Source organism: Variovorax sp. DXTD-1, assembly GCF_003984625.1.
Lineage (GTDB): Bacteria > Pseudomonadota > Gammaproteobacteria > Burkholderiales > Burkholderiaceae_C > Variovorax.
Map to the genome: position 1 here is coordinate 23,953 of NZ_RWKH01000027.1, position 17,718 is coordinate 41,670.

At 65.8% G+C, this 17,718-nt stretch carries 19 protein-coding genes; 14 read left to right on the plus strand and 5 right to left on the minus strand.

Going from position 1 to position 17,718, the window contains the following annotated elements:
* Positions 1 to 140 precede the first annotated feature (140 nt).
* Complete coding sequence (locus tag EJI00_RS21865; RefSeq protein WP_126749628.1) at positions 141 to 752, plus strand: glutathione peroxidase; 612 nt, start codon at positions 141 to 143, stop codon at positions 750 to 752.
* 326 nt (positions 753 to 1,078) lie between these two features.
* Here the strand turns inward: EJI00_RS21865 and EJI00_RS21870 are convergent, their stop codons facing one another.
* The gene (locus tag EJI00_RS21870; RefSeq protein WP_126749582.1) at positions 1,079 to 1,690 is read right to left on the minus strand and encodes a glutathione S-transferase N-terminal domain-containing protein; all 612 of its coding nucleotides are present in this window, start codon (positions 1,688 to 1,690) and stop codon (positions 1,079 to 1,081) included.
* 119 nt (positions 1,691 to 1,809) lie between these two features.
* Here EJI00_RS21870 and purB point away from each other — a divergent pair, with 119 nt between their 5' ends.
* The 4 genes from purB to EJI00_RS21890 all read left to right on the plus strand — a co-directional run bounded on the left by purB (position 1,810) and on the right by EJI00_RS21890 (position 7,296).
* The gene (gene purB / locus EJI00_RS21875) at positions 1,810 to 3,189 is read left to right on the plus strand and encodes an adenylosuccinate lyase (RefSeq protein ID WP_126749583.1); all 1,380 of its coding nucleotides are present in this window, start codon (positions 1,810 to 1,812) and stop codon (positions 3,187 to 3,189) included.
* Positions 3,190 to 3,327: 138 nt separating this feature from the next.
* Positions 3,328 to 4,479, plus strand: a complete 1,152-nt coding sequence (locus EJI00_RS21880) for a PepSY-associated TM helix domain-containing protein (protein WP_126749584.1) — start codon at positions 3,328 to 3,330, stop codon at positions 4,477 to 4,479.
* A gap of 83 nt (positions 4,480 to 4,562) precedes the next feature.
* Entirely contained in the window at positions 4,563 to 6,701 is a 2,139-nt protein-coding gene (locus tag EJI00_RS21885; protein ID WP_409514040.1) for a TonB-dependent receptor family protein, read from the plus strand.
* A gap of 34 nt (positions 6,702 to 6,735) precedes the next feature.
* On the plus strand, positions 6,736 to 7,296 hold the full coding sequence (locus EJI00_RS21890; protein WP_126749586.1) for a YaeQ family protein: 561 nt from the start codon (positions 6,736 to 6,738) through the stop codon (positions 7,294 to 7,296).
* A gap of 13 nt (positions 7,297 to 7,309) precedes the next feature.
* On the opposite strand, the gene EJI00_RS21895 is transcribed toward EJI00_RS21890, so the two are convergent.
* On the minus strand, positions 7,310 to 7,615 hold the full coding sequence (locus tag EJI00_RS21895) for a putative signal transducing protein (RefSeq protein WP_126749587.1): 306 nt from the start codon (positions 7,613 to 7,615) through the stop codon (positions 7,310 to 7,312).
* A 13-nt stretch (positions 7,616 to 7,628) separates the two neighbouring features.
* Entirely contained in the window at positions 7,629 to 8,096 is a 468-nt protein-coding gene (locus tag EJI00_RS21900) for a DUF3717 domain-containing protein (protein ID WP_126749588.1), read from the minus strand.
* Positions 8,097 to 8,581: 485 nt separating this feature from the next.
* Here EJI00_RS21900 and EJI00_RS21905 point away from each other — a divergent pair, with 485 nt between their 5' ends.
* The 3 genes from EJI00_RS21905 (at position 8,582) to EJI00_RS21915 (ending at position 10,321) form a co-directional block, all read left to right on the plus strand.
* On the plus strand, positions 8,582 to 9,325 hold the full coding sequence (locus tag EJI00_RS21905) for a TerC family protein (RefSeq protein ID WP_126749589.1): 744 nt from the start codon (positions 8,582 to 8,584) through the stop codon (positions 9,323 to 9,325).
* A gap of 80 nt (positions 9,326 to 9,405) precedes the next feature.
* Complete coding sequence (locus tag EJI00_RS21910) at positions 9,406 to 9,870, plus strand: hypothetical protein (RefSeq protein ID WP_126749590.1); 465 nt, start codon at positions 9,406 to 9,408, stop codon at positions 9,868 to 9,870.
* Between the two features lie 97 nt (positions 9,871 to 9,967).
* On the plus strand, positions 9,968 to 10,321 hold the full coding sequence (locus EJI00_RS21915) for a phage holin family protein (RefSeq protein WP_126749591.1): 354 nt from the start codon (positions 9,968 to 9,970) through the stop codon (positions 10,319 to 10,321).
* A gap of 33 nt (positions 10,322 to 10,354) precedes the next feature.
* On the opposite strand, the gene EJI00_RS21920 is transcribed toward EJI00_RS21915, so the two are convergent.
* On the minus strand, positions 10,355 to 11,920 hold the full coding sequence (locus EJI00_RS21920; protein ID WP_126749592.1) for a M48 family metalloprotease: 1,566 nt from the start codon (positions 11,918 to 11,920) through the stop codon (positions 10,355 to 10,357).
* Positions 11,921 to 11,974: 54 nt separating this feature from the next.
* On the opposite strand from EJI00_RS21920, the gene moaC reads away from it, so the two are divergent.
* A complete protein-coding gene (gene moaC / locus EJI00_RS21925; RefSeq protein ID WP_126749593.1) occupies positions 11,975 to 12,457 on the plus strand; it encodes a cyclic pyranopterin monophosphate synthase MoaC in 483 nt (160 codons plus the stop codon).
* A gap of 5 nt (positions 12,458 to 12,462) precedes the next feature.
* On the opposite strand, the gene EJI00_RS21930 is transcribed toward moaC, so the two are convergent.
* Positions 12,463 to 13,935 carry a PglL family O-oligosaccharyltransferase gene (locus EJI00_RS21930; RefSeq protein ID WP_260590814.1) on the minus strand — a complete coding sequence of 491 codons (1,473 nt, stop codon included), beginning with the start codon at positions 13,933 to 13,935 and terminating at the stop codon, positions 12,463 to 12,465.
* A 392-nt stretch (positions 13,936 to 14,327) separates the two neighbouring features.
* Between EJI00_RS21930 and EJI00_RS21935 the strand changes: the two genes are divergently transcribed.
* The 5 genes from EJI00_RS21935 to EJI00_RS21955 are packed head-to-tail and all read left to right on the plus strand — an operon-like array spanning position 14,328 to position 17,704.
* Positions 14,328 to 14,831: a type IV pilin protein gene (locus tag EJI00_RS21935; protein WP_126749595.1), complete on the plus strand. Its 504-nt coding sequence runs from the start codon at positions 14,328 to 14,330 to the stop codon at positions 14,829 to 14,831.
* The gene (locus EJI00_RS21940) at positions 14,831 to 15,436 is read left to right on the plus strand and encodes a Tfp pilus assembly protein FimT/FimU (protein WP_126749629.1); all 606 of its coding nucleotides are present in this window, start codon (positions 14,831 to 14,833) and stop codon (positions 15,434 to 15,436) included. Before EJI00_RS21935 ends, EJI00_RS21940 begins: the two co-directional genes overlap by 1 nt.
* Positions 15,433 to 15,840, plus strand: a complete 408-nt coding sequence (locus tag EJI00_RS21945) for a fimbrial assembly protein (RefSeq protein WP_126749596.1) — start codon at positions 15,433 to 15,435, stop codon at positions 15,838 to 15,840. Before EJI00_RS21940 ends, EJI00_RS21945 begins: the two co-directional genes overlap by 4 nt.
* On the plus strand, positions 15,837 to 17,063 hold the full coding sequence (locus EJI00_RS21950) for a PilW family protein (protein ID WP_126749630.1): 1,227 nt from the start codon (positions 15,837 to 15,839) through the stop codon (positions 17,061 to 17,063). Before EJI00_RS21945 ends, EJI00_RS21950 begins: the two co-directional genes overlap by 4 nt.
* The gene (locus tag EJI00_RS21955; RefSeq protein WP_126749597.1) at positions 17,060 to 17,704 is read left to right on the plus strand and encodes a hypothetical protein; all 645 of its coding nucleotides are present in this window, start codon (positions 17,060 to 17,062) and stop codon (positions 17,702 to 17,704) included. The genes EJI00_RS21950 and EJI00_RS21955 overlap by 4 nt, the downstream gene beginning before the upstream one ends.
* Positions 17,705 to 17,718 lie beyond the last annotated feature (14 nt).

Here is a 17,718-nt window from a genome sequence, read left to right on the forward strand (position 1 = left end):
GCCGATTTTAGTCGGCCTGCTTGGCGCGCTCGTGACAGACGCGCGATGATGCGGCCATGCGCCCCCTGACGGCACGGATACATACCCCCATTTTTGTACCAGGAGCCCCTATGCCAACCCCCACCCGATCGCCCGTGCCGATGCGCCTTGCACAGGCCGCCGCGCTCGCGGTTTGCCTGCTTGCCGCCGGTACGGCGGGTGCCCAGGCCCCCTCTGCCGGCCCATCCACGACCCCGGCCACCAGCCCCGCTGCCGCCCCCGCCGACGCAGCCTGCCCGGCCACACTGCAACACACCTTCCCGCGGCTGCAGGACGAAAAACCCCAATCTTTGTGCCAGTACTCCGGCAAAGTGGTGCTGGTGGTCAACACCGCGAGCTTCTGCGGCTTTACCCCGCAATACAAGGGGCTGGAGGCGCTGGACAACAAATATCGCTCGCGCGGGCTGGTGGTGCTGGGCTTTCCGTCGAACGATTTCTCCCAGGAGTCGGGCTCCAACAAGGAAATTGCCGATTTTTGTGAAAGCACCTTCGGCGTGAAGTTTCCAATGTTTGCCAAGTCTTCGGTCCGCGGCCCCAACGCCAACCCGCTGTTCAAGCAACTGGCGCTGGCCTCCGGCACCACGCCGAAGTGGAACTTCTACAAGTACCTGATCGGGCGCGACGGCAAGGTGGTTCAGGCGTGGTCGAGCATGACGGCGCCCGACGAAGCCGCTTTCGTGAAGGTGGTGGAGAGCCAGCTTGCTGCCAACTGATCGGAAGCCCCGACCGGCTCTTTCTCGCATCGGAGTCTTGTAGTACGCGTGAACTGATCGTCACAAACGTTTACCACTGGATCGGGAACCGCGCTGGCACACTGTCCTCATAAAAGACGTGGGCAGCAAATGTCCTCCGGTTTTCATGTTGCGAGGTCTTCCGGGCGTTTCTCGTCTGGTCGAAATCCCGAGGTGATTCTTCTCCTCCTCCCTCCCTCCCTCCTTCGCGTCGGGGCGCCTCGCAGCATTTTTGTATTCCCCACGAGAGGGGGCGCCGCACACGGTGCTCCGGAATTGAAAAAGGCGCCTGGGGCGCCTTTTTCAATTCATGGTTGCGTGTCGATGAAGCTCGGCCGCAGCATCAGCTTGTCGTACAGCTTTCCGAGGTTCGGGTGCTCGCCGCGCCAGTCGATTTCGGGAAAGCGAAACCCCACCCAGCCCAGCGCGCAGCCGACCGCGATGTCCGACAGGCTGAGGTGAATGCCGCTGCAGAAGGGCTTGTCGCCCAGGCCCTTGGCCATGGCGGCAATGCCGCCCTCGACCTTGGCGCGCTGGCGCTCGATCCAGGTGGCGCTGCGCTCGCCGTCGCCGCGGCCGCTCCAAGTGGCTTCCAGGCGCCAGAGCACACCGGCGTCCATGACGCCATCGGCCAGCGCTTCCCAGGTCTTGACCTCCGCACGTTCGCGGCCCTGCTGCGGAATGAGCTTGCCCACGGGGGACAGCGTGTCCAGGTATTCGACGATCACGCGCGAGTCGAACATCGCCTCGCCGCCTTCCATGATGAGGCAAGGCACCTTGCCGAGAGGGTTGGAGTGGGCGATGGTGGTGTCGGCGGACCAGACATCTTCGATCACGAACTGGTAGTCGAGCCGTTTCTCGGCCAGCACCACGCGCACCTTGCGCACATAAGGGCTGGCGGCCGATCCGATCAGTTTCATGAAGGCTCTCTCCCTTTGCTTTGATAACGATTGTTCGTGGCTATTTTAGGGGAACGCTGAAAAAGGCAGCTTCGAACTGTCGCGAACGGGCGTCGGCGCGGCCCGCCTAAAATTCGGGCATGAGCTTCTCCACCGTTTCCGCCCTCTCCCCACTGGATGGCCGCTATGCGGCCAAACTCGCGGCATTGCGCCCACTGATGAGCGAACAGGGCTACATGCACCGGCGCGTGCAGGTCGAGGTGGCGTGGTTCATTGCGCTGTCCGACTGCGGCTTCGCTGAATTCAAGCCACTCACGGGCGGCGCCCGCAAGTACCTGCTGGGCCTGGTCGCCCACTTCTCGGAGGCCGACGCACTGGCCATCAAGGAAATCGAAAAAACCACCAACCACGACGTGAAGGCGGTCGAGTACTGGATCAAGTCCAAGTTCGAAGCCCGGCCGGAACTGCTGGCCGCCGCCGAGTTCGTGCACTTTGCCTGCACCAGCGAAGACATCAACAACACCAGCCATGCGCTGCAGATCCAGGCCGCCCGCGAGAAAGTGGTGCTGCCGGCCATCGACGGGCTGATTGCCAAGCTGCGCGAAATGGCGCACCAGTTCGCCGGCGTGTCGATGCTGTCGCGCACGCACGGCCAGACCGCGAGCCCCACCACCGTGGGCAAGGAAATTGCGAACGTGGCGGTGCGCCTGTCGAAGGCCCGCGCGCAGATTGCCGCGGTGCAGCTGCTTGGCAAGATGAACGGCGCGGTGGGCAACTACAACGCCCATCTCGCGGCCTGGCCCGAGTTCGACTGGGAGGCGTTCAGCCGCAAGGTCATCGAAACGCCCGCGCCGCTGGGCCTGGGCCTGAGCTTCCAGCCGTACAGCATCCAGATCGAGCCGCACGACTACATGGCCGAGCTGTTCGACGCGGTGGCGCGGGCCAACACCATCCTGATCGACTTCTCGCGCGACATCTGGGGCTACGTGAGCCTGGGCTACTTCAAGCAGCGTCTCAAGAAGGGCGAAATCGGCTCTTCGACGATGCCGCACAAGGTCAACCCGATCGACTTCGAAAACGCCGAGGGCAACCTGGGCCTGGCCAATGCCGTGCTGCGCCACCTGAGCGAGAAGCTGCCGATCAGCCGCTGGCAGCGCGACCTGACCGATAGCACGGTGCTGCGCAACATCGGTGTGGCCTTCGGCTATGCCACGCTGGCCTATGCGAGCCTGGCCACCGGCCTGGGCAAGCTGGAGCTCAACGAAGAAGCGCTGGCCGAAGACCTCGACGCCTCGTGGGAAGTGCTGGCCGAGCCCATCCAGACCGTGATGCGCCGCTACGGCGTGCAGGGCGCCTACGAGCAGTTGAAGGAAGTGACGCGCGGCAAGACAGTCACGGCCGAGGCACTGCATGGGCTGATCCGCTCGCTCGAGATTCCCGAAGCGGAAAAGGAGCGGCTGCTGGCCATGACGCCGGCGAGCTACGTGGGCAAGGCCGCGGAGCTCGCCAGTAGAATCTGAGGCCTTCCGCATTCGATGCACCAGCCGCCCGAGGGCGGCTGTTTGCTTCGCACTTCCCCGGAAGATTTCCAGCCAGCGCGCCGTGAGCGGCGTGCAAGCCAACAACCCTGACGGGACTCTGCGAAGTCCCCGTTGTTCATGCTGCGCGCCCCCCTGAGACGCCTCTGGCTCAAGATTCACCGTTGGGTCGGCCTTTCGCTCGGCCCCGTACTCGCCCTCGTGGCGCTGGCCGGCGCCGTGCTGGTGGTGGCCTTGCCGATCGACCGCTATGCGCATCCCGCCTTCTTCGTCGCGCGAAGCGCGGCCGATGCGGGAACAGCAACGGCCCGGGCCGCGCTTCCGCTCGAGCCGTTGCGCCAGCGCATCCTGGCCGAGTTCGGCCCCACCACCAACTTCACGCTGCGGCCGCCCCGCAAGCCCCACGAAACGCTCTGGGTGTACGTGCGCGGGCCGTGGGAAGGCACGCTTTACCTCGACCCGGCAACTGGCGCCGAGCAAGGCCGGCGCGGCTCGCACGAAGGCGCCTACAACCTGCTGTTCGAGTTGCACAGCAGCCTGCTGCTGGAAGACACGGGCAAGGGCATCCTGGCTTTCGTGGCGCTGGCCTACCTCTTCCTGCTGGTCACCGGCGTGGTGCTCTGGTGGCCCACGCGCTGGCCGCCTTCGCTGCGCATCGTGCTGAACCGCGGCCTCTTGCGCGGCTTGTTCGACTTGCATCGCACCGGCGGCGCGGTGCTCGGGCTGCTGATTGCGGTGTCGATCTTCACCGGTGCCTACATGGCCTGGCGCCCGCTCGGCAACTTCATTTCAGCCGCGGTCGGGCAGCAGCAGGTCAAACCGCCCGTGGTGCCCAAGGGCGCTGCGTCAGGCCCCCGGCTTTCGCTCGACGAGCTCGTCGCCCGCGCCCAGCAGGTGTTTCCGGGCCAGCCGATCGGCTACGTGCAGGTGCCGGCCAAACCCGACCGGCCGCTGCGCGTGCGCTTCCGGCTGCCCGACGACCCGCATCCGAACGGCATCGGCTCGGCGTGGCTGCATCCGCTGACCGGCGAGGTGCTGGCGGTGCGCCGCTGGCAGGACCTGGACGTGGGCAACGGCGCGGTGGTGGTGATTTATCCGCTGCACACGGGCGAGCTGGGCGGGCTGGTGCACCAGGCGGTCACCGTGCTGCTCGGCCTTGCCCTTTGCGGCCTGGGCGTGAGCGGCGTCTGGCTCTGGTGGCGGCGCCGCGCGGTGGCCGCGGCGGCGGCTCGCGACCGGGCACTTTCCGGCAGCACCCGCACCACGTCCTGAGCGGGGCGCCGCAGCAGCTTTCGATTTATTGAGATACCCGAGGAGAAACCTTGTTCAAGCAAAAAAAGTGCGCCGCGCTGGTGATGGCGCTGTTTCCCATCAGCTTCCAGAGCTTCGCGGCCGACGCGGAGCCTGCTGACGCCGCATCCGGCGCGAAATCGCTGGAGGCGGTGACCGTCACCGGCGACTGGCTGGGCACGCCCAGCGAGACGAAGGTGCTCGAGCATCCGGGCGCACGCAGCATCATCGAGCGCAAGCAGATCCAGGAAAGCGGCTCGAGCAGCGTGCGCGACGTGCTGCGCCAGGTGCCCGGCGTGCAGGTGCAGGAGAGCAACGGCACGGGCGGCAGCGACATCTCGCTCAACGTGGGCGTGCGCGGGCTCACCTCGCGGCTGTCGCCGCGCTCGACCATTCTGCTGGACGGCGTGCCGCTGGCCTATGCGCCCTACGGCCAGCCGCAGCTGTCGCTGGCACCCCTGTCGCTCGGCAGCCTGGAGGCGGTCGACGTGGTGCGCGGCGCGGGCTCGGTGCGCTACGGCCCCCAGAACGTGGGCGGCATCATCAACTTCGTGACGCGGGCGATTCCGAAGCAGTTTGCGGGCGAAATCGGTGTCGGCGTTGAAAGCGCCAGCCATGGCGGAGGCGTCAAGACCACGCCCACGCTGTTCGTGGGCGGCACCAACGAGAACGGCCTGGGCCTGGCGCTGCTGTATTCGGGCACGCATGGCGACGGCTTTCGCCAGAGCAACGACCACACCAGCATCGACGACCTGATGCTGAAGGGCGAGTACCGCATCTCGAAGACCGACGACATTGCCGTGTCGCTGCACCATTTCGAAGGCAAGGGCCGCATGCCCGGCGGCCTGACAACGGCGCAATTTGCCGTCAACCCGTTCCAGTCGGACCGCCCGTTCGACGAGTTTTCCGGGCGCCGCACCGACGGCTCGATCAAGTACACGCACAACGACGGCGTGAACAAGTTCGAGATGCTGACCTACTACACGGACTCGTACCGCAGCAGCTACCTCGAGCAGGAAGGCACCGGCGCCAACACCGGCAAGCGCCGGCTCACCACGGCTCCGCGCGACTACAAGACCTTTGCGATCGAGCCCCGCTACTCGCGCCTGATCGATTCGGGCAGCGTGGTGCAGGAAGTGAGCGTGGGCGTGCGCTACCTGAAGGAAGAAGCCTCCGAGGTGGCAACGCGCAGCAGTTACTACACGCCCACGCCCGGCTACAACGCCTACACGCGCGCGCAGCCGGCGTACCAGACCAGCAAGGGCGGCACGACCGCGCACGCGTTCTATATCGACGACCGCATCGACTTCGGCAACTGGACGATCACGCCCGGCGTGCGCTACGAGTCGATCCGTTCGCACAACGATGTCTTCACCGTGGCGAACAACCGGGTCACCGGCGCGATCTATCCGAAGATCGATTCGAACGAGGTGCTGCCGACGCTGTCGGTGCTCTACCGCATGAGCGAGCGCTGGTCGGTGTTTGCGAACGCCGGCGTGTCGTTCGGCCCGCAGCAGTACGCCCAGCTTGCGCAGTCCACCAGCGGCCTGCATCCCGAAAAAGCCAAGACCTACGAAATCGGCACGCACTACAAGGGCGAGGCCTGGAGCGGCGAGCTGACGCTGTTCAACATCAATTTCGACAAGGAACTGCAGCTGGCGCGCTCCATCACCGGCGATGTCGGCCAATGGACCGACCTGGGCGCCACGCGGCACCGCGGCCTGGAGTCGGCCCTGCGCTACGACATGGGCAGCCTGAGCGATTCGCTCAAGGGCCTGTCGCTGTCAGCGACCTACACGTACACGCAGGCCACCTCCAAGGCGGGCGCATTTGCCGGACGCGACCTGCCGTTCTATTCGCGCCAGGTGGCGACGCTCGGCGCCCGCTACGAACGCGGGCCGTGGACCTTCAACGCCGACGTGTACGCGCAATCGAAGCAGCGCTCGCCGGGATCGCCCGACGACGGCGCGCGGTACATCACGCTCGAAGATTCGACCGGCCGGCTCGGCGACATTCCGGGCTACGCCACCATGAACCTGCGCGCGGGTTACGACTTCGGCCCCTCGATGAGCAACCTGAAGCTGGCCGTCGGCGTCAAGAACCTGTTCGACCGCCGCTACTACAACCGCTCGGTCGACAACAACGGCGGCAAGTACGTGGGCCAGCCCCGCACGCTGTACATGCAGGCTTCGGTGGCGTTCTGACGAACCCCATGGGGGCGCATACACTCGCGCACCCATGGCCCTTAAATCCACCATCTTCAAGGCCGCCCTCGCGGTGGCCGACATCGACCACGGCTATTACGCCGACCATGCGCTCACCCTGGCGCGCCACCCGAGCGAGACCGACGAGCGGATGATGATCCGGCTCGTCGCGCTCGCGCTCAACGCCTACAAGCTGCAGGACGTGTGCCAGGGCGACGGCACGCTGGCCTTCGGCGCGGGTCTGTCGAACGTGGACGAGCCCGATGTGTGGCTGCGCGATTTCACGGGCGAGACCAAGCTGTGGATCGAAGTCGGCCAGCCTGAGGACAAGCCCATCATCAAGGCCTGCGGCAAGTCGGACGAAGTGAGCGTCTATTGCTTCAACCACGCGGCCGAGATCTGGTGGCGCGGCATCGAGAACAAGCTCACGCGGCCGCAGAACCTCTCGGTCTACCGCGTGCCGACGGAGGCCTCGCAGGCGCTGGCCGCGCTCGCGCAGCGCAGCATGCAGCTGCAGGCGACGATCCAGGAAAACACGCTGACGCTGGGCGACGGCACCCACAGCATCGACGTCGAACTGTTGCGCTGGAAGTAGCGCTCAAGAGGCGCTAGGCCGCCGGCATCATCGCGCCGCAGTGCCAGCATTGCTCGAAGCCACCTTCAATCCGCTCGCCGCAGGCGCACTGCCAGTTGCGCTGCGGCCGGTGCTGCGCCGCATGCAGCACTTGCCGGGCGCGCTCGAACTGGGTTTCATCATTGATCCAGATTTCGGGCAGGCACTGGTCGGGCGGCAGCTGTCCCATCACGGCGCCCAGGAATTCGCGCTGGACCGTCGCCTCGACGCCCTCCTCACGCAAGGCATGCACCCACAAGGTCGCAATCGCAAGGTTGGGCGCTTGGGCGAGGCGGCGCATGCGGTGGCCTCTTTCAGGGCGTGTCGTCGGGCCCGAGGGGCTCGGCGGGGTCTTCGTCCGGCCATTGCGGCGGCTCGGCCTCGCGCGCCCGCTCGGCATATTTGTTGAAGCGCCAGGCCGTGTCTTCCATGGTGATGCGGCGCCACGTCACGCGCTTTTCGGCCGGCGACATGGCGGGCCAGTGCTGCACCTCGTCGAAGCTGCGGCCGCAGCCCTTGCATTGGTCGTCACCCTGGCTGGTGGAGCAGATGGCAATGCACGGCGTGTCGGGCGTGCTGTGGTACCAGTCGAGCCAAGCAGCCCAGGCTTTTTCAGGGAAGCCTTTTTCGTCGACCTCGTCTTCATGGTGGAACACCATGAGCGCATAAACCTCTGCGAGCGCGCGCAATTCGGGCGCCAGCGTGATGCCGTCGGGCGAGGGACTCTTCTCGCGCCAATGGTTGATGGCGGCCTCGATGTCTGTGATGTGAATGGCGGCCATGGGAGAGAAAAAACAGCGAGCGGCGATCATAGTCCGGCAATGCCCCGCCGCTGCTGAAGGTTATGTGCGCTACCAAAAATGAAGCGCCGGCGGCCCTGTTCGCGCGCGCCTTGGGGCGTCATCCCCAACGCGCAGAAAACTTTTGGTTGCCAGGGCGGGGGCTCGATGATCTAATCCCCCCACGAAGGGGAGTAGCTCCCGACTGCCGTCCACGACGGCGGAAAACGCCAGGTCGTCAATACGAAGCACAACACTTCCGGCCTGTCGGGCAACGCGTGCCTGCCGGTATGCGCTGTCGAGCAAGACCTTCGATTTGAACCTGTGCGGGTTTGATCGAAGCGTTCCTGAATTCCCGGTTCCACCACCGGTCTTCGTCATGCTTCGAACAGCCCGCACGGGATGAATCGAAACGAACGAATGCGCCAAACTGCCGCCATTCCTCTTAGGATGGATGGCCGAATGGCGCGCGAAGACAAGAGGAACCTATGGAACAGTTCATGGCCCCGGAATTCTGGGTCGCGGTCGGTCAGATCATCATGATCGACATTCTTCTCGGTGGCGACAACGCCGTCGTCATCGCCCTGGCTTGCCGCAAGCTGCCGCCTGCGCAACGCACCAAGGGCATTCTCTGGGGCACTGCCGGCGCGATCATATTGCGCGTGATCCTGATCTTCTTCGCGCTCACGCTTCTTGCCATTCCGTTCCTCAAGCTGGTCGGCGCCGCGCTGCTGGTGTGGATCGGCGTCAAGCTGCTGGCGCCCGACCATGACGACGCGCACGGCAACATCCAGGGCAGCGACAAGCTGTGGGCCGCCGTCAAGACCGTGATCGTGGCCGACCTGGTCATGAGCGTGGACAACGTGATCGCCATTGCCGGCGCCGCTCAGGGTGCCGGCCAAGGCCACCAGATGCCGCTCGTGATCTTCGGCCTGCTCGTGAGCATTCCGATCATCGTCTGGGGCAGCCAGCTGGTCATCAAGCTGATGGACCGCTTCCCGATCATCATCACGGTCGGCGGCATGCTGCTGGGCTGGATTGCCGGCACCATGGCGGTGTCCGATCCCGCGCTGTCGAACACCGCAGCCTGGACCTGGGTGCCGAAGGTGCCGCAGACCGACACGATCAGGTACGCCGCTGGCGTTGCCGGTGCACTGTTGGTGCTGGTCATCGGCAAGATGGTGGCCATGCGTCGCCCGAAGGCCGCCGAAGAAGCCGCAACGACGAGCTGATCGCCTGCAGCAGCCACCGAGAAAATGCTCTTCCTCTATGGAAAAGTCTCTGCCACTCTAACTACTTGAAGGAGCGCCTCATGGAAAAGATCATTCTCTATGTCGACGACGCTGGCTATGCCGCCGAGCAGTTCGCAGAACTCGCACCGGATGCCGGCAGCGTCGTGGCGCGCCATTGGGTACTGGTGGCCTGCGCTCCGCGCATGACGCACCGCATCAGCAAGTGGGTGAGCCACAGCGCGCGCGAGAACTGGCGCGCCAAGTGGTTCAGCAAGGTGCAGGCGCAGCTGCTGCCCATGCTCGAACGCAATGGCGGGCAGGTGACGGCGGTGCTTGCCAAGGGCCCGCTGACCGAACTGACGCAGCAGCTCAAGCGCGAGCATGCGGCCACGCACGTGGTCGATGCGCGCCGCCCCAAGATCGGTGTCGACCTGGAGCCGGTCACGCACGAGCAGACGCCGCCGCGCCAGTCGGGCTGGGCGTTTCCCGGTGCCGTGATGGGCATGGGCGCGCTGCTGGTGCTTGCGAACGAACTGGCCGAATAAGCCCCGCTTCAACGCAGCAAAACGTCCCCTGACGAGCCCCGGTGCGGCAACGCCCCGGGGCTCGTTGTTTTAGGGCCGCTGGGGTATCCTGCGGCGCATGCGAATCATCATCAAATGGCTGCTCAGCGCCGTCGCGCTGCTGGCGGTGGCCTACCTCTACAGCGGTGTCCAGGTCAACAGCTTCGGCTCGGCGCTGATTGCCGCCGCGGTCATCGGCCTGCTCAACATGATCGTGCGGCCGGTGCTGGTGGTGCTGACGCTGCCGGTCACCATCGTCACGCTGGGGCTGTTTCTGTTCGTAATCAATGCGCTGCTGTTCTGGGCCGCATCGGGCCTGCTGGGCGGCTTTCAGGTCAGCGGCTTCGTGGCGGCGCTGATCGGCTCGCTGATCTATTCGCTGCTGGGGCTGGTCATCGAAGCCGCGCTGGGCGGGCTTCTTTCGAAGCGCTGAGCGAGAGCTCCCGCTCGCGTCACCCGACCCAGTTCACCGCAGCGGCGGCTCTTCAGCCTGCCGTTTCACCATCGCTTCCACCGCCCGCGCGCGGGTGTCGATGATCGACGCCTCGTAGTGGTCGATGGGCGCACCGGGCTTGCGCACCAGTTCCTGCGCAGCCTTGAAGCGGTCGCGTGAGGCCGGATAGTCGAGGATGGCGACGTTGGCTTCGGCATCGGCACGCACGGCACGCAGGGTGTCGTTCTGCGCACCGTAAAGATTGGCCAGCGCGCGCCAGGCGGTGGCGTCCCGCGGATGCGTGGCCACCCAGTCGCGCAGCACGGGCACCATGGGCGCGGGCTGGCGGGTGGCCACGGCGGCCTCGGCTGCGAGCAGCATCTCCGGCCGCTCCCTGGATTTCACGTCGAGCAGGGTGGCGGCCTTGGGGGCGCCGCCGCCGGCGAGCTCGATTTCGGCGTTGAGCCACCGCGCCAGCTTGGCGGCGGATGCGTCTTCGGCGGTGCGCGCAGTCAATCGCTCGGCCAGCGCACGCGCCGACCTGAAATCGCGCAGCTCCTTGGCCGACAGGGCTGCCGCGTAAAGCGTGCCCGCCTGCTGGGCCGGGCTGCTCCTGGCGAACTCGCCGCTCGAGGCGGCGTCGACCCAGAGCCGCAGCACATCGACACCCGGGCGCGTGAGCACCCGCGCGCGCGCCGCGATCATGGCGTGGTCCATCACCAGCGGCACGGCCGGGGCCGCGTCCATGCGGAACTGGAAGCGCCCCTGCATGTCGGAGATGCGCTCCGACGTGAGCGGGTGGCTGCGCAGATAGGGGTACGAGCCGTTGTCGTTGAGGCGCGCGGCGTACTGCAGCTTCTCGAACATCGTCGCCGCGCCCTGCGGCGCGAAGCCCGCCTGGGTCATCACGCCAAAACCGACACGGTCGGCCTCGCGCTCCATGTCGCGCGAGAAGCTCAGCTGGTTCTGCATGAAAAGCGCCTGGCTGCCCATGATCACGGCCTGGCCCGCATCGGCGTTGCGGCTCTTGCTGGCCGCAATCATGCCGAGGATCAAGCCCGCCAGCATGAGCGGCATCTGCTTGCCCTGCCGGCTCATGATGCGCGAGATGTGGCGCTGCGTGACGTGCGAGAGCTCATGCCCGAGCACCGTGGCCAACTCGTCGCGGCTGCCCACGGTGGCAATCAGGCCCATGTTCAGGCCCAGGTAGCCGCCCGGCAGCGCGAAGGCGTTGATGTTGCGGTCTCGGCCCAGCAGAACGACCCAGGCAAAGCGCTCGTCGAGCTCGGGCGTGAGCTCGCCGCGCTCGCGGGCGGCCGTCATGAGGCGCTGCCAGATTTCCTGCACGTAGGCGCCGACCACCGGGTCGTCGATGTAGTCGGTGTCGCGATAGAGCTCGCGCGCAATCTGGTCGCCCAGCTGGCGCTCGGCGCTGGCCGTCATTTCGCCGCCGTCGCCCAGCCCCGGCAGCACCTGCAGCTGCGCGCGGGCAGGCACCGGCAGCACAACCTGGCACGCTATTAAAACGGTAGCGCACAACGACCGCAAAGCGGGTGTGGCAGAACTTTTTTTCTTGGCAAAAGGAGTCAAGCGCGGCATTCCTCGTCCATGGCTCGGGCTCGTATGATGCACCTCCACACCGAACGTTCACACATGAGCTCCCTCACCCATTTCGATGCCCAGGGCCAGGCCCACATGGTCGACGTCGCGGCCAAGCCCGCCACCCACCGCGTGGCCGTGGCCACCGGCCGCATCGAGATGCAGCCTGCGACGCTGAAGCTGATCGAATCGGGCACCGCAAAGAAGGGCGACGTGCTCGGCATCGCCCGCATTGCCGGCATCCAGGCCGCCAAGAAAACCAGCGACCTCATTCCGCTGTGCCACCCGCTGGCGCTCACGCGCGTGGCGCTGGCGTTTGCGCTGGCCGAAGAAGGCAGTGCGCCGCAGGTGGTGTGCACCGCAACCGTCGAAACCGTGGGGCCGACCGGCGTCGAAATGGAAGCACTGACCGCCGTGCAGGTGGCGCTGCTCACGATTTACGACATGTGCAAGGCGGTGGACCGGGGGATGCGGATCACCGACGTGCATGTGCTGGAGAAGCACGGTGGGAAGTCGGGCAGCTACGTCGCCGGCTAACCCGCTCAGGGCGACCGCGCGTCGACCGGATGGCCCCTGAGCCACCGCTCGTATTCCACCGGAAAGGCGATGCGGAAGCGCTCCGCCTGTTGCCACGCCTCCTGGTCCCGCCCCGTCAGTTCGGCACTTTCGATCAGCTTGACGATCACGCGGGGCTCGGGCGAGAAATGCAGGATTCGCGAGGCCAGAGAATGCATTTCGGCCGCATTGGCAGCGGTAACCCGGGTGAGCGTCAGTTCGGCAAAACCCACCTGCCTTGCGAAGAGCCAGGACTTCTTCGCCTTGGTCAGCGTGTCGTCTTCATAGGCCGGCAGCCGCTCGTCCCGCGGAAGATAGATCTGGCTGATGCGGATGTAGTCCCAGGTGGCATAGCCGACCACAATCGCCAGCGCAGTGGCCGCCACGGCGGGCAACACCGTCGCGTTGAGCCACCTGGCTTTGAGCCGTTGCCGTGGCGAAGCAACTCGCGCCGGCCACAGCATTCCCAGGCACAGCCCGAACACCAGCTGGAACGGCCCGTACCAGAGCGGATATTCCAGCAGGCTGTGCAGCACGATCGCACCCAGCATGCCCCACGCCATCAGCCGCGCCGGATCGCGCTCGCGCCAGGGCCGCGCCGCCAGCACCATCCAGATGAACCCGCCGCAGATCAGCACCGAGGCCGGTATGCCCAGTTCCACGGCCAGGTGCAGCGGCAGGTTGTGCGCGTTGTCCAGGATCTCCGGGAACCGTGGCCCTGAATACAGCGTGCTGTAGTGCGCAAAGGCCAGCTCGCCCCAGCCCCACCCCGTCCACGGATGCTCGGCAATCAGCGTGAGCACGTTGCGCCAGAGAATCACTCGCGTGTGATCGCCTGGGGCGCCTTCCTGCAGGCGGCGCATCATGCCTTCGACCTCGCTGGCGGTGAGTTGGGGCAGCACCCATGCGATGGCGAAATAGATCGGGATCATGGCAAGCAGCACGAGCGGCGGCGGCAGGCTGAAATGCTTCCTGTCGCTTTCAGGCGCGCTGCGCCGTTCACGCCACGCGATCAGCGTTGCGACGCCGGTGATCGACAGCAGCTGGAGCAGCCCGGTGCGCGACGTTGACGCCGCCGCGGCCACCAACAGCAGCAAAGCAGCAGCCACCAGCCAACGCCTGATCTGCACCGACGGCTGCGTAGCGTGAATCCAGAGCGCCGCCACCAGCGCCATGCTGATCAGCGTGGCGAACTGGTTGCGCTGGCGCAGGTTGCCGTACGCCTGGCCCAGCGCTGGCGTTGTGGTCCAGGGCACCAGCGGCTCGGCCAGGCCGTAGTACTGGAGCAGGCCGAGCACGGCACTGACGAGGCCGGCCGCTAGGATGCCGGTGGCCAACACCGCTGGGGAGGAGGGGCTGCCCCGGGCTATGCCGGCGCCCACGCAGGCTGCAGCAGCAATCGCTCCCAGCACCACGACCACGGGCAGCCACAGGGCAGGCGAGCCGTGAGAGGAAAGCACGACAGCCGCCATTCCGGTCGCCGGCCAAGCCCAGATGCCCCGTGCCGGTGCGCTGGGAGGCATTGCAAGAAGCAGCGCTGCGAGGCAGGCCCAAGTTGCAAACAGCTGCCAAGCCTGGACCGAAGGACCGGCCACGAGGGGGCAGAGAAATGGGAATGCGACCAGACCGGCCTTCAAGGTGCCCACTGCTTTCGACGGAAGGGCGGCGGCCTCGACGGGCGCTACGTGGGAAGTCATTCCGCCGATTGTGCCGACCGCCCGGGCCGACGAATGGCAGCGAACGGGAGACGAGCGGTTTTGCAAAAAAACACAATTAGAGACATTCTTTGACAACTGTCTGCAACTGTTGCTCAGCGCCTTACAGAAGGTGTGGCCGAGCGCGAAAGGTGTCAATGAAACAACATTCGGTTCCGCGTCAACCCCTGAGAGATCGACGCGGTTCACGCGGCTTCACGCTGATCGAAATCATGATCACCGTGGTCATCATCGGTGTGCTGGCGGCCATTGCCATCCCCAGCTACCAGGACTACGTGCGGCGCGGCTATGTGGTGGACGGCACCAATGGCCTGGCGACCGTGCGTGCCGATATGGAGCGCTATTTCCAGGATAACCGGACCTACGAAAACATGTCGTCGACGGTGCTAGCGCCGTGCGACGCCGGTGTTTCGGCCGGCAAGCGTACGTTCGGCAATTTTGTTGTGACGTGTGCCGCCCCCGGCGCGCCCACTGGCACGACCTACACGCTCAGAGCAACCGGAAGTGGCCCCGCCAATGGCGCCATCTACACCATCACCGAATCAAACGTGCGTGCGACGCTCGAGATGCCTGATGCATGGTCGGGCTGGCTTAACGACTGCACGTCCTCCTGGATCGTGAAAAAGGGGCAGGCGTGCTGATGCAGCGGGGCCAGCGAGGTTTCACCCTGGTCGAGCTGATCGTCACCGTCGCGATCATGGCGATCCTTGCCGCCCTCGCCACGCCTTCGATGATCGGGTGGGTCCGGAACAACAAGATCCGTACTGTCACCGATTCGCTGCAGAACGGCCTGCGCCTCGCGCAAACGGAAGCCACGCGCCGCAGCCGGCAGGTTGTCTTCTCGCTGACCAACGACAAGCCCACGAGTAGCACCTATACGGCCGTGGCCAATGGCAGCAACTGGGCCGTCAACACCGTGACGTTGATGACCGCTGAAACCAGCGCATTCGTGGAGGCCGGCATCCTTCGAGACGTCGGCTCCAATGTCACGATCTCCGGACCAAAGTCAATCTGCTTCAACTCGCTCGGGCGCCTTGTCCCAAATCCCTCGCCGGGCGTGACCGGCGCTGTTTGTGACCCGCCGTCGGCGGCCGGCTATTCGTACGACATTCAAATGAGTGATGTTGTCGAAGGCGATCGCCCTCTGCGAGTGACCGTCGCCCTGGGTGGGCAAGTCCGCCTGTGCGACCCCGCCAGAACCCTTTCAGACAGCCAACCGGACGGCTGCCCCGCCGCCGCGCCATGAAACGCCCCGCCAACTCTTCCCGACGCGGCCATGCCGGCGTTGCACTGCTCGAAGTCCTTATTTCCGTGCTGCTCTTCTCGCTGGGCGTGCTTGGCCTGATCGGTCTTCAGGCGCGCGCGATCAACCTGTCGATCGATGCGGAGGACCGCAACCGCGCTGCCCTGATCGCCAATGACATTGCGGCCACCATGTGGACCACCCGAACGGTGTCCCTCAACGCTGCGACCTGGACCGCCCGCGCCAGAAATCCACAGGCCGGTGGCCTGCCCGATGCCAACGTCGCGATCACTTCGGATGCCACGACCAATACCGCCGACATTGTTATTACCTGGCGCCCCCCTCAACGCGCAACCGATGAGCCCAGCCGCCTCACCACGCGCGTCACGCTACCGCCCTCGCCATGAACACCCGCTCCAATCCCATCGTCCGCGCCGCGCAGCACGGCCTGACGCTGATCGAACTGCTGGTGGCCATGGTCATCGGCCTGGTCGTGGTGCTTGCCGTGACCAGCGCCGTCACCGTTGGCGAGGCGCACAAGCGCAGCACCACGTCGACCAACGACATGAACCAGAGCGGCTCGTATGCCGCCTACATGATCGACCGCCTGCTGCGAAGCGCGGGCTCCGGCTTTGCACAGACCGGCACGCGCGGGCTGTTCGGCTGCAAGTTGAGCGCCTCGCGCCTTATCGGCGGCACGGCCACCACGATCCTGCCGCGCACCACGTCCGCGTTTCCGGCGCCGTTCGATACGCTGCTCGGCGGCTCCGGGGCGGCCGCCGCGGGCAACCTGCGGCTCGCACCGTTCCTGATTGCCAAGGGCGCCGCCGGCGCCTCGGACACCCTCGTGGTCATGGGCGGCAACGCGGCGGCGGGAGACGTGCCGCGTCGCATCCGCTCCGGCTTTCCCGACAACAGCAACCTGCGGCTGGACAACACCATCGGCCTGCGCAACGGCGACATCGGCATCGTGAGCAAAGAGGGCGTCGAGGACTGCCTGCTCGAGCAGGTCAGCTCCACGAACGCGGAACTGGCCACGGCCGGCAATGAAGTGCTGGGGCTGGGTGGGCGCTACTTCACCTCAAGCGGCGCCACCACCTCGCTTGCCACGCTCGCGGCGGACGGCACTTCGCTCTTCACGCCGCTCGGGAATGTGGCCGCCAACAACCTGCAGTTCCAGCTGGTCGGCGTGAACGCCAATCGCACGCTCGTTGCCTACGACCTGCTCCGGGCAGCCGGCTCGGGTGCCGACGAGGGCACCGATGCATCGGCCATGACGGCGCTGGCCGACGGCGTTGTCGCGCTGTACGCGGTGTATGGCGTCGATACAGATAAAAACGGCACCGCCGATGCATGGATCGACCCTGGCTCAGGCGACTACGCCATCGGCACCCTCATGGATGAACCCGAGGTCATACGCCACATCGTGGCAGCTCGTGTGGTGCTGGTCATGAAAAGCAGCCTGCTGGAGAAGGAACCCGTCATGACGGGCGACCTGGCCATCTTCAGCGACCTCCCGACGGATCGCCATCGCACGCTGACCATCGCGACCGAGGACCGGAGGTACCGCCACCGCGTCATCGACACAACCATCCCGCTTCGCAACTTGCTGTTGCTGCCTACCTCATGAAGACACTTTCCAAGATGCACGGCCCGGCGCGAGAGCGCGGCGTGGTTCTGCTTTTCTGCCTGATCATCCTGGTGGTGCTGCTCGCGGGCGGCGTAGCGGTCATGCGCTCGATGGACACATCGCTGGCCGGGGCCGGCAACCTCGCGTTCAAGCGCGACTTGGTGAATCAGGGCGAACTCGCGATCGCCAAGGCGATGCGGGAGTTCAATGCCAGCGGGGCGCTCGCCGCGACGGGGGCGACTTCGAACAACGTGGCCGCGGCGAACTACAGCGCGGTCCAGCTCGCTACCAATGCCCAGGGCATTCCGGAGGTGCTGCTCAAGAAGACCGACCTGAACGGTCCCGATGTGCTGGGTAACACCTTCAGGCCAACCGGCACCCCAATCTCGGGCAGCGGCGGTTCCACCGTGCGCTACGTGATTGACCGCATGTGCAATGCCACGGGCACTTTCGCGAGCATAGGCAAAAGCGGCTGCGTGTACACGCCGTCGAAAACCGAAACGCCGGGTGGCGACCAGAGCCAGCTGGCCACGCCCGGCCCGTCCGTTCCCAGCCCGCCCATCTACCGCGTGTCGGTTCGCGTCGACGGTCCGCGCGACACGCAGGTGTTTCTGCAAGCCTCCTTCACCAAGCCCGAATAGGGCACAGGCGAATC